This is a genomic window from Actinobacillus minor NM305 (assembly GCF_000175195.1).
GTDB lineage: Bacteria > Pseudomonadota > Gammaproteobacteria > Enterobacterales > Pasteurellaceae > Haemophilus_A > Haemophilus_A minor.
In genome coordinates this window covers 1-11386 of record NZ_ACQL01000095.1, presented here as the reverse complement: position 1 = coordinate 11386, position 11386 = coordinate 1, and the positions used below count along the sequence as shown (strand labels likewise).

Here is an 11386-nt window from a genome sequence, read left to right as displayed (position 1 = left end):
TTGGCTGTTTGGATACCGCCAGTTCGGGCATTTGCCGAATTGATGGTAAAGAAACACAAAAAATGAGTTCTGATGAATTATCCGATCTGCGCCAGAGAAAATTCGGTTTTATTTTCCAACGCTACAACCTACTTTCTGCCCTCAATGCAAATGAAAATGTGGCATTACCTGCCATTTATGCTGGTATGAACAGTGCATCTCGTAAAGACCGAGCTAATCAATTATTGACGAAATTAGGACTTTCGGATAAAACCGAGAATCGCCCTAATCAACTTTCAGGCGGACAACAACAACGCGTTAGTATTGCTCGAGCCTTAATGAATGGTGGAGAAATTATCCTTGCCGATGAACCAACCGGCGCATTGGATTCGAAAAGTGGTGAAACGGTGTTGCAAATTTTGCAAGATTTGCACAAAGAAGGACATACCATTGTAATGGTTACACACGATCCGAATATTGCCGCTACTGCTAGCCGTATAATTGAAGTTAAAGATGGGCGAATTATTCGAGATGAGCGGCAAAAGCCCTATTCTGAAGAACTCAAACTAACCAAGCAACCCCATAAAAACCCCCGTTTTTTCGATCAACTTACCGAATCTTTTAAAATGGCAATCAGTGCTATTTTTGCGCACAAGTTGCGAGCTTTATTAACGATGTTAGGTATCGTTATCGGTATTACATCGGTTATTTCCGTAGTTGCTTTAGGACGTGGTTCGCAAGAGCAAATTTTGGCTAATATCAATAGCTTAGGCACGAATACAATGACGATTATGAATGGTACGGGTTTTGGTGACAGACGTGCAAATTTAACGAAAAATCTGACTATCAGTGATGCTGCAATGCTCGCCAAACAACCTTATGTGGATAGCACAACGCCATCAAGCAATTTAAGTGCTACGGTGATTTATGGCAATACAAATGTAACCGGTTCGGTAAATGGCGTGGGCGAACAATATCTTAATGTTAAAGGAATGAAAATGATCTCCGGTCGCTTTTTTTCGGCAGATGAGGTTACAAATGCTGCGCAAGTTATCGTGATAGACCAAAATACTCGCAAAGATTTAGGTTTGGCAATGCCGGTGGAAGGAAAAATTTTATTGGTTGACAAAAAACCGTTACAGATTATAGGTTTAGCTGAAGAGTCAAACAATATGAATCAAACCAGTTTGAAATTATGGACACCTTACACAACTCTAATGCAACGGATTTCCGGCGAAAAATCCATTGATTCGCTTACCGTAAAAGTAAAAGATGATGTTGAAAGTCAAACTGCGGAAAAAAGTATCACTGAGCTTCTAACCGCTAAACACGGCAAAAAAGATTTCTTTATTATGAACTCGGATACGATTAAACAGACCATTACCAGCACCACCAATACAATGACGTTGCTTATCTCGTCTATTGCCTTGATTTCACTAGTGGTAGGAGGTATTGGTGTAATGAATATTATGCTGGTCTCGGTTACGGAGCGCACTAAAGAAATTGGGGTGCGAATGGCGATTGGAGCGAAGCAAAATAATATTTTGCAGCAATTTTTGATTGAAGCGATTTTAATTTGTCTACTTGGTGGTGTAATCGGTATTTTATTTGCCGTTGGAATCATCATTGCGTTCAATACCATTGGTGCTGACTTTAAAATGGTGCTGGCACCGGAATCGGTAGTTTTGGCGGTACTCTGCTCTACCCTTATCGGTGTGATTTTTGGTTATATGCCGGCAAAAAATGCCTCCAAATTGAATCCAATAACCGCATTAGCGCAAGAATAGTGAAAAAATGGACGAAGGTTGCTTCGTCCATTTTGCTTTATTTTGCCGTTTGCCAATATTGATAGCATTTATTGCTGATAGTTGCTGTCGTTGTCGCTAAAACTAACGGCATCAATAAATCAGCAGATCCTCTAGTAAGTTCTAGCGAAAAAATGACCGCTGTTAGTGGCATTTTAAGTGAAACCCCAAGAAATGCACAAGCCCCGACAATGGCAATCGTTTCTAATGAAACGGCCGGGAAATAACAATTCCACACAAATGCTAAGTAATAGGCGATAGTGCTACCCAGCATCATTGATGGTGTAATCAGCCCACCATAAGCGCCAGCAGCTAACGCCAATAATACTGTAAGCCATTTTAATACAAAAAGCTGTAAACTCTCTTGCCCACTTAACATCATGTGGAAAACCAGCTGATTTCCGGCTTTGCCATTGCCCAAGATATCCGGTTGATAAAGTGAAATCAGTCCAATAATAGCAAAAGCAATAACTGAGAGTAGGATTAAGCGTTTATCTGTTCTCTTAAATACAGGAAAAGACTTGGTGCTGGCTTGAAAAAGATTGGCAAGAATACCGATAAGTACACCAAGAATAAGTGAGAAGCTTAACGCACTTTGGTTGATTTCAGCTTTAGGTAAAGTCGCATATTGGACTAAATCGCCTAAAAAATAACGGGCTAGCAGTGTAGCAGTTGAAACACATAATAAAGCAGCTGCTAAAGCCCGTTTGCTAAAAGCAAGCCACATTGTTTCTAAAATAAAAATGGTTGCCGCAAATGGAACATTGTAAACAGCTGTTAATCCTGCCCCTGACGCACACGCAAGTAGCAATTTTGCATCTTCAACTGTCAAGCGGATTTTTTTAAGCCATAGCGAGGCAAAAGCAACTGACATCTCTCGAGGTGCAACTTCTCTTCCTAATGGAGAACCTAAACCAACGGTAATAATTTGCAATAATGCGTGAGAGAACGTGGAAAAAAATGGTGTACCTTGTTGTGGATTATCTAGAGCTTGCTTAATGCTAACCAATTTACCATAACGGTGTAACGCATGCCAGCCTAAACCACCAATAAGCCCTGCCAGTGTCAATGCAATCATTCGTTGTTGATAAGAGCTTTGCTCTACGCCTTCTCGGAATGACATTTCAACACCATTCATACCGTAACTGAAAGCAAGGTGCTGAATATGATGTAATAGATAAGTTAAAAAAACACCAACCAAACCGGCAATTAAGCCAATTATAAGAATAGAAAAATAAAAACGGAAAATAGAGTTCATAATTTCAAAAAATAAAAAAGCGTATTCAAGTTTTAACTTGAATACGTTAATAAAAAACAATATATGTTATTAATTAGTCTCACTTAGCTAATCTTCAGACATTCGTGTGATATCGTGATATGACACTAAACGACGAATAGTTCGGGAGCGACCTCGGATTAGAAGCGTTTCGGTGGAGATAATATCACCTTTGCGATGTACGCCTTTCAATAAATCACCATCGGTAATACCTGTCGCTGCAAAAAGAACATTATCATCTCGAACAATCTCTTCTAATTTTAACACTTGATTTACCGGAACGTTCATTTCAGCACAACGCGCTAACTCTTTTTCAGCTGCTAAAATATTCTCTGGCGTATTGCCTTTAACTTGATTACGAGGAATAAGCTTACCTTGAATATCGCCACCTAAAGCATGAACAGCCGCAGCTGCAACAACACCTTCCGGCGCACCACCTATACCATACACAAGATCAAAATCACTTTCCGGCAAGCAACACTGAACGGCTGCGGCAACATCACCATCAGGGAATGCGACAACACGAACACCTAATGCTTGCACGCTTTTAATAATCTCATCGTGGCGAGGTTTCGCTAAAATGGCTACCGTCATTTGCGAAAGGAGTTTTCCTTTCTTGGAAGCCACGCGGCGAATGTTTTGTTCTAAAGGTAGATTTAAATCAATCATGCCTTTGGCAGAACTATCCACAACCAATTTTTCCATATACATATCAGGGGCTTTTAGAAAAGTATTTTTACCTCCAGCTGCTAACACTGCTACAGCTCCGGCTTGTCCCATTGCGGTCATTCGAGTGCCATCAATCGGATCAACAGCGATATCAACTTCTTCATCCATTGCATTAGCCTGACCAACCTTTTCACCGATATATAGCATTGGTGCTTCATCAATTTCCCCTTCGCCAATGACGATTTCACCTCGAATTTCCATTTTATTTAATAATGCTCGCATGGCTTTTACAGCGGCATCATCAGCCGCATTTTTATTGCCTCTACCAATCCAATCATAAGCAGCAAGTGCCGCTGCTTCTGTCACACGGGAAAATTCAAAAGCTATTGCACGTTTCATTTGGGTATCCTTATATAACCATTAAAATAGACAGGCTATTTTATCAAGTTGCAAACGTTTGCGAATTAAAATTTCATTAAAATTTGATCAAATAAATAAAATTCTGAATTCTTACGAACTTTTCAATGAAATCAACGTCTTAATGTTGTATAATCAATGCAAATTATCCCATTATAAAATTAGAGGTGAATACTATGTCATTATCCGTTCTTGATGAATTAGAAAGCAAAATTAAACAAGCTGTTGAAACAATCCAATTACTTCAATTAGAAGTTGAAGAGTTAAAAGAAAAAAATGCTGAAATTGAAAGTGCAAAAGCTACGTTAAATCAGGAATATGAGCAATTAAAAGCCGAACAACAAAGCTTCCAAGAGCGTTTACGTTCGCTTTTAGGTCAAATTGATAACGTATAATTTCTTTTATGTGACATGAACGGCTAATTTAATTAGCCGTTTTTATTTGAATTTTTTGAATATGGCAAAACTTTATTTCTACTACTCTTCTATGAATGCAGGAAAATCAACAACCCTGCTACAATCTTCTTACAACTATCAAGAACGAGGTATGAACACCTTGGTTTATACCGCTGCAATTGATGATCGCTATGGGCTAGGTAAAGTTACTTCTCGAATCGGGATTTCCCAACAGGCTAATCTCTTTAGCGAGACCACAAATTTATTTGATGAAATTAAATCGGCATCTGAACAAAATCCATTACATTGCATTTTAGTTGATGAAGCCCAGTTCTTAACAAAACAACAGGTTTACCAACTTACCGATGTTGTCGATCATCTCAAAATCCCTGTTTTATGTTATGGATTGCGTACTGATTTCCAAGCTGAACTTTTCGAGGGCAGCCAATATCTCTTAGCATGGGCTGATGAATTAGAAGAATTAAAAACAATCTGTCATTGCGGTAAAAAAGCGCATTTTGTTATTCGTATGAATGAGAAAGGAGAAGCCGTTTGTGATGGCGATCAAATTCAGATCGGAGGAAATGATACTTATCTTTCTGTATGCCGTAAACATTACAAAGAGAAGCTAGGAAAATAGTTCAAAAGGACGCCACGGCGTCCTTTTTTATATCTATTGTTTATGAGGTAACTTTTGCCATGTTACTTCATTTCGTAAGTACACAGGCTCAATGTCTAATGCGGTTTGAGTGTTGCCTACTGCAATCGCATCTTTAGCAAGCGAAAGCATATATTTTGCTGAAGGTAATATGATTTCACTCACAACAAGCGGTAGATTTTTTTCAGAAAATAGCGAATATGCTGCCCAACCAGTTCCAACAATAATAGGATTTTCCGTGACATTGTCGCTTAATTGGAATTGTGCAAGTGCTTTTTCAGGAGAACAGACTTGTTCTTTTACTACCTCAACCCAACCATTTTCTTCACGAGATAATTGTGAAAAATAGACCTCATTCATTCGGGCATCAATCAATGCAATCACTTTCGTTGCACCTAATTCTTGATAAGCTTGCTCCGCCATCGTGGTTAAATTGGAAATAGCAACAACAGGGAGATTTGCTCCCATTGCTAATCCTTGTGCTACTCCAACCCCAACACGCACCCCCGTAAAGCTCCCCGGTCCACGTCCAAAGGCTAAATAATCAACCTCTCGAATGGAGATATTCGCTGCATTTAATAGCTCATCGATCATCGGCAAAATACGTTGCGTATGGGTTCGAGGGCTTAATTCATCTAAAAAAGTCGTTTGCTCATGATGTAACAAAGCCACCGAACAAGCTTCAGTGGCAGTATCTAGAGCAAGAATGGTTTTTTTCATATATTCTTACACTAATATGCTCAATAATATGAGCGAAATTATTTCTCTGAACGGTTATTACGGCGAGTTTCAACAGCTTCAGCTAGAGCAAATAATGCTTTTTCACTGTCTTCCCAACCGATACAACCATCTGTAATACTTTGTCCGTAAACTAAATCTTCAAGTTTCTGACCTGTCTTCAAATCTTGGCGACCTTCCACTAAATGACTTTCGATCATCACGCCTGAGATCAGTTCTGAACCGCCAGCAATTTGCTTGCAAACATCTTCACAAACATCCATTTGGCGTTTAAATTGTTTACTGCTATTTGCGTGACTAAAATCCACCATAACATGAGGACGGCGACCTGATTTCTCGATTTCAGCACAAACAGCCGCAACAGATTCTGCATCATAGTTAGTGCCTTTATCTCCACCTCGTAAAATGATGTGGCAATCCGGGTTACCTGCGGTAGAAACAATCGCTGAATGACCAAATTTAGTTACCGAAAGGAAATGGTGTTGTGCTTCTGCTGAAGCAATCGCATCTAATGCAATTTTCACGCCACCATTAGTTCCATTTTTAAAACCAACAGCACAAGATAGTCCCGAAGCTAATTCACGATGTACTTGTGATTCTGTAGTACGAGCACCAATTGCACCCCAGCTCATAAAATCAGCCATATACTGTGGCGTAATCATATCTAAAAACTCACCCGCAGCAGGTACAGTTAAATCATTAATATCTGAAAGCACTTTACGACCTAAACGTAACCCATCATTTAATGCATAAGTTTCATTTAAATATGGATCGTTAATTAAGCCTTTCCAACCAACTGTTGTACGTGGTTTTTCAAAGTAAACACGCATAACCACTTCAAGGTTTTTGTTAATTTTAGGGTTTTCACGCATCGCTTTGATTTTACGCGCATACTCTAATGCTGCCTTAGGATCGTGGATTGAACAAGGCCCAATCACAACCAATAAACGGTCATCTGCACCATGAATTATGTTATGGACTGCCTTACGCGTTTTTGCTACGGTATCCGCTGCGATATCGCTTGCTGGGAAACGTTCTAACAAAGCAACTGGCGGTAATAATTCTTCAATTTTCTTAATACGAACATCATCATTTTTATAAGACATTGTGTTTCTCTCTTAAAGTAATTTAAATAGTTTGTCTAAAGTAGTTCAATCTACTTGAAATGTCAAATGGTGTATTAACGTAACACTTCACGTTTTCCGCCTTTACCCGGTTCAGAGATAATCCCTTGGGCTTCAAGCTGATCAATAATTCGTCCTGCACGGTTAAAACCTAATGAAAAACGCCGTTGAATACCACTAATTGAGGTAATACCACTTTCAACCACAAATTCAACAACTTCATCAAATAGTGGGTCTAAGTCGCCTAATGCACCTCGGTTAGTTGTATCCACTTCTTCCAAAGATTCTACAATGCTATCTAAGTATTGAGGCTTGCCTCGAGCCCGCCAGTTATCCGCAATACGAGAGACTTCATCATCTTCCATAAATGCGCCATGTACTCGAATAATATCAGGGCTGCCTGCGCCTGAATATAACATGTCGCCTCGTCCTAATAAGGCTTCGGCACCGCCTGCATCAAGAATCGTCCGAGAATCAATTTGGCTTGCAACGGTAAATGCAATTCGACTAGGGATATTTGCCTTAATAACCCCTGTAATCACATCTGTGGACGGTCTTTGTGTCGCAAGAATTAGATGGATACCCACAGCACGTGCTTTTTGCGCAATACGCATAATATACTCTTCGACTTCTTTACCGGCACTCATCATTAAATCGGCAAATTCATCAACGATTAACACGATATAACTTAACTTCGTTAATGGTGGAGGTAAAGCATCCATAGAATCTCTTGGGCGCCAAGTTGGATCAGGAATTGGCATTTGCATATCAGCTGCCTGATCAATTTTAGCATTATACCCTTCAATATTGCGAACTTGCAAATGACTAACCAATAAATAACGGCGTTCCATCTCTTCTACTGCCCAACGCAATGCATTTGCCGCCTTTTTCATATCTGTTACAACCGGCGTCAGAAGATGTGGAATATCATTATAAATAGATAGTTCAACCACCTTAGGATCAATCATAATAAAGCGAACTTGTTCTGGTGTCAGTTTAAAGAGTAAACTCAAAATCATCGTATTTACACCGACTGATTTTCCACCGCCCGTTTGTCCTGCAACTAGTAAATGTGGCATTTTTGCCATATCAACAACAACAGGGTTACCGCTAATATCTTTCCCCAACGCCATCGGTAGTGTTGCTTTAGTATTCACAAATTCATCACTACTTAAGACATCACGTAACCAAACCGTTTCTCGATGCTGATTAGGCGTTTCAATCCCCATATAAGGTTTACCCGGTACAACTTCTGTAATACGAATAGCTTTAAACATCAATTCTCGGGCTAAATCACTGGCAAGAGAGGTCACCTTTGCCGCTTTCACACCTGCAGCCGGTTTGATTTCATAACGTGTTACGACTGGGCCAACCAAAACATCTTCTACAGTCGCTTTTACACCATAATTTGCTAGTGCTGTTTCGATACGGCGAGAAGTCTCAAGAATTTCCTCTTCGGTAATTTGTCTTGTACTTTGTTTATGCTCAGCCAATAAATCTAATGTTGGTAACGGTGTTGTTGGTTTTTCCAAGACCTTATTTTTTTGCAACAGCGGGTGAATGAGCGTATCGCCATAACCTTTAGGATAAACTGCGCTCTCAGAGACTGTTGCTTTAATTGGTGTGCTAAATTCTGAAGGCGTTGGTTCGGTACGAATTTTGACTTGTGCCGTTAAATCTGTACTGAAATCGGTTGAACCTTCTGTAATTTTATGAAAAGTTTGCTCTAACCCTGCTGCCTTCGCACGTGCTTCTACTTCAGCTAACCTTGCACGCTCCATTTCGGCAAAGGCCTTTGCTCTCTCAGACTCAAAATCATCTTCCGTTTGGGTTTCCTCAACCTCTTCAAAAGGTGTTAGCTTTATGATAGGCTTCGCCATAGGTTGGAATTCTTGCATAAATGCTGGAGGTTGAACATCATCCTCACTAATTTCAACTACTCTTTCTTCTTCATTCTCATCTTCATGTTCCCATTCTTCAGCTGTTTCGTCTGATAATGTATTTTCAGGGAGTTTAACTTTAAATTGCGCTGGATTCACAAAATCTGAATTTGTAAATTCATGAGAAATATCAGCCGCTTGCATTTGAGGATGTTCTTCTGCCTGCGGATTTAATCTTACTTTAGGTAGGTCGATGTGTAGAACTTCTTCCTCTGTTTTTTCAGGTGCGATAACGTCATCTTGAGGATTAAATCCCTGCACATTTACACTTGGTAAAGTAAGGCCCGAATCGACCTTAAACATTGCGCCACCATTTTCTTCATGCTTTTGTTCAATGTGTACAATCTCATCTTCTGATGGTGTTGTTGGACGTAACCCATGAATATTAGGGCGTTTAAAATGCGCTGGGTCTGTGAACTGATTCTCAACATTTTGCATTTCTTCCGCTTGTCCTACAGTTTCTTCACTTAAATCAGATACCACTCTTTCCGCTTCTGATGAAACACCAACTTCTTCTGCTTTTTTCTCATCTTTTGCAGTAACCCAATCATAAAATTGCGTAAACAGTGGGATGAGAGATTGTCCGGAGCAAAAATAGAAACCCACCGCCACACATAGCATCGAAACGAACAAGGTCCCAAATTGCCCAATGGTTGAATCTAAAAAAGCATGTAACATACTTCCAATAAAACCACCAGAAAGATAATAAGCTGAGTTACTTAGAACAGAAGTTGCAATACCTGATAACCCTAACATCAGGAGTAAAAAACTCCCTACCCAAAGCAGAAACTGTTTGAGAGTCAGTTCTTCAGCTATACGCATAATAAGCGCATAAGCGGAAGCCCCTGTGATTGAAAATGGAACAAGAAAACTTAATTTCCCGAAAAAGGCATAGAGTAAATCAATCATCCATGCCCCTAAACTACCTGTTTTATTAAGGATTTGATTTTCCGTAGCAGAACTCGCGACACTCCAAGCGTTATCTAAAGGACTATAACTTGCCCACGCTAAAATAAGATAGATACCCAATAACCCGACTATCGCAATCGCAAAGTTAATGAGATTTTCCTTTCCTCTAAGTCGTTTAATCACATTTTATCCTTATTTTAATAGTAGGTAGTTGGTTTGTTTGACTTCTTCCATAACCACATAGGTTCGAGTATCATTTACTCCCGGTAAACGTAACAAGGTGGTACCCAGTAACTTACGATAGGCAGCCATATCTGCTACTCGAGTTTTGAGAAGATAATCAAAATCCCCTGATACCAAATGACATTCTTGAATTTCGTCTAACTGTTGTACTGCCTGGTTGAACTCTTCAAAAACATCCGGTTTACCTCTTACTAACGTAATCTCGACAATAACTAAAAGAGGCGCTTCGAGTAATTCCGGGTTAAGCAACGCTCGATATCCCATAATCACATTTTGTTTTTCCAAGCGTTTAACCCGTTCTAAACAAGGCGTTGGTGAAAGCCCTACACGTTTAGAAAGTTCAATATTTGAGATTTTTCCGTTACGTTGTAGTTCATTGAGAATTTTAAGATCTATCGCATCAAGCGCTCTTGCTAATTTTTTATTTTCCATTTGATTATCCTATTCGTTGGCTGATTTAAATTATACCGAATATCCGATCAGTGATCTAATACTTGTGCAATGCGTTTTCCATACACTGTTCGCCAACCCGTTAATAATTCAGGCATTTTATCTGTTGGCTTACCTTTCAAATGCCATTTGAATAATTGATTTAATTGACGTTTACTCGCCAATAATTCAGGAGCAAGATCAAGCGGTTGAATTTCTTGCATTTTTTGCTGCATCGCTTTAAGAGCATATTTATACCCTTTTTCATCCACTAGACGTACTATTTTTTCAGGATAATGTTCGGGTGACACTGCCATGCCCTGTTCAACTAAACGTAAGATTTTTTTCCCGTGAATTCTGACTTCATTCGGGTGCATAAATTCCAAGAGTTGTGATGTATGTTTAGGCAATTGACGAGCAATTTCATATAAACTTTGTTCTTTAATCACAAAATTGAGTGCTAAGTCTCTTTTTTGCGCTTCTTCCCATCGCCATTTTGTGAGAAGTTGTAATACAGCAAGTTGAGCAGATTCTAATCTCCATGCGTTAGCAATCTGCTTATACATTTGATCCGGATTTTCATCTTTCAGCTTTCTATTTAAGAATTTTTGACACTCTTCCTCAACGGCTTTTTGCCAACGGTTTTCAGAAAGCTCTTTTTGCATTTTTTGATAAACCGGCAACAAATAAAACACATCGGCGGCGGCGTATTGACACTGTATTTCACTTAAAGGACGAGCCAACCAATCTGTTCTAGAAGCCCCTTTGTCTAATTCGATATGAAGATAATGCTCTACGAGTTTA

General features: G+C 39.4%; 10 protein-coding genes. 3 read left to right on the top strand and 7 right to left on the bottom strand.

Features of this window, described 5'->3' with window-relative positions; translation table 11 throughout:
• Positions 1-1766: MacB family efflux pump subunit (locus AM305_RS05950; protein ID WP_005824057.1), on the top strand; the 1766-nt coding region annotated here is incomplete at its 5' end.
• A gap of 37 nt (positions 1767-1803) precedes the next feature.
• On the opposite strand, the gene AM305_RS05945 is transcribed toward AM305_RS05950, so the two are convergent.
• Entirely contained in the window at positions 1804-3042 is a 1239-nt protein-coding gene (locus AM305_RS05945) for a chloride channel protein (protein WP_035294098.1), read from the bottom strand.
• A gap of 87 nt (positions 3043-3129) precedes the next feature.
• Positions 3130-4128 carry a class II fructose-bisphosphatase gene (gene glpX, locus AM305_RS05940; protein ID WP_005824053.1) on the bottom strand — a complete coding sequence of 333 codons (999 nt, stop codon included), beginning with the start codon at positions 4126-4128 and terminating at the stop codon, positions 3130-3132.
• Between the two features lie 194 nt (positions 4129-4322).
• On the opposite strand from glpX, the gene AM305_RS05935 reads away from it, so the two are divergent.
• Positions 4323-4541 carry a cell division protein ZapB gene (locus AM305_RS05935; RefSeq protein ID WP_005824050.1) on the top strand — a complete coding sequence of 73 codons (219 nt, stop codon included), beginning with the start codon at positions 4323-4325 and terminating at the stop codon, positions 4539-4541.
• A gap of 61 nt (positions 4542-4602) precedes the next feature.
• Positions 4603-5181, top strand: a complete 579-nt coding sequence (locus AM305_RS05930) for a thymidine kinase (RefSeq protein WP_005824047.1) — start codon at positions 4603-4605, stop codon at positions 5179-5181.
• Between the two features lie 33 nt (positions 5182-5214).
• Here the strand turns inward: AM305_RS05930 and tsaB are convergent, their stop codons facing one another.
• The 5 genes from tsaB to AM305_RS05905 form a co-directional block, all read right to left on the bottom strand.
• On the bottom strand, positions 5215-5919 hold the full coding sequence (tsaB, locus tag AM305_RS05925) for a tRNA (adenosine(37)-N6)-threonylcarbamoyltransferase complex dimerization subunit type 1 TsaB (RefSeq protein WP_005824045.1): 705 nt from the start codon (positions 5917-5919) through the stop codon (positions 5215-5217).
• Between the two features lie 38 nt (positions 5920-5957).
• A complete protein-coding gene (gene aroG / locus AM305_RS05920; RefSeq protein ID WP_005824043.1) occupies positions 5958-7043 on the bottom strand; it encodes a 3-deoxy-7-phosphoheptulonate synthase AroG in 1086 nt (361 codons plus the stop codon).
• A 74-nt stretch (positions 7044-7117) separates the two neighbouring features.
• Positions 7118-10093, bottom strand: coding sequence for a DNA translocase FtsK (locus AM305_RS05915; protein ID WP_005824042.1), 2976 nt, complete (start codon positions 10091-10093; stop codon positions 7118-7120).
• 9 nt (positions 10094-10102) lie between these two features.
• On the bottom strand, positions 10103-10585 hold the full coding sequence (lrp, locus tag AM305_RS05910) for a leucine-responsive transcriptional regulator Lrp (RefSeq protein ID WP_005817692.1): 483 nt from the start codon (positions 10583-10585) through the stop codon (positions 10103-10105).
• Between the two features lie 47 nt (positions 10586-10632).
• The coding region (locus AM305_RS05905; RefSeq protein WP_005824040.1) for a ribonuclease D at positions 10633-11386 on the bottom strand (754 nt) is incomplete at its 5' end.

Coding starts and splice junctions, on each gene's coding strand:
- lrp (WP_005817692.1), bottom strand. CDS start 10,585: ATGGAAAATAAAAAATTAGCAAGAGCGCTTGATGCGATAGATCTTAAA.
- AM305_RS05945 (WP_035294098.1), bottom strand. CDS start 3,042: ATGAACTCTATTTTCCGTTTTTATTTTTCTATTCTTATAATTGGCTTA.
- AM305_RS05935 (WP_005824050.1), top strand. CDS start 4,323: ATGTCATTATCCGTTCTTGATGAATTAGAAAGCAAAATTAAACAAGCT.
- tsaB (WP_005824045.1), bottom strand. CDS start 5,919: ATGAAAAAAACCATTCTTGCTCTAGATACTGCCACTGAAGCTTGTTCG.
- glpX (WP_005824053.1), bottom strand. CDS start 4,128: ATGAAACGTGCAATAGCTTTTGAATTTTCCCGTGTGACAGAAGCAGCG.
- AM305_RS05930 (WP_005824047.1), top strand. CDS start 4,603: ATGGCAAAACTTTATTTCTACTACTCTTCTATGAATGCAGGAAAATCA.
- aroG (WP_005824043.1), bottom strand. CDS start 7,043: ATGTCTTATAAAAATGATGATGTTCGTATTAAGAAAATTGAAGAATTA.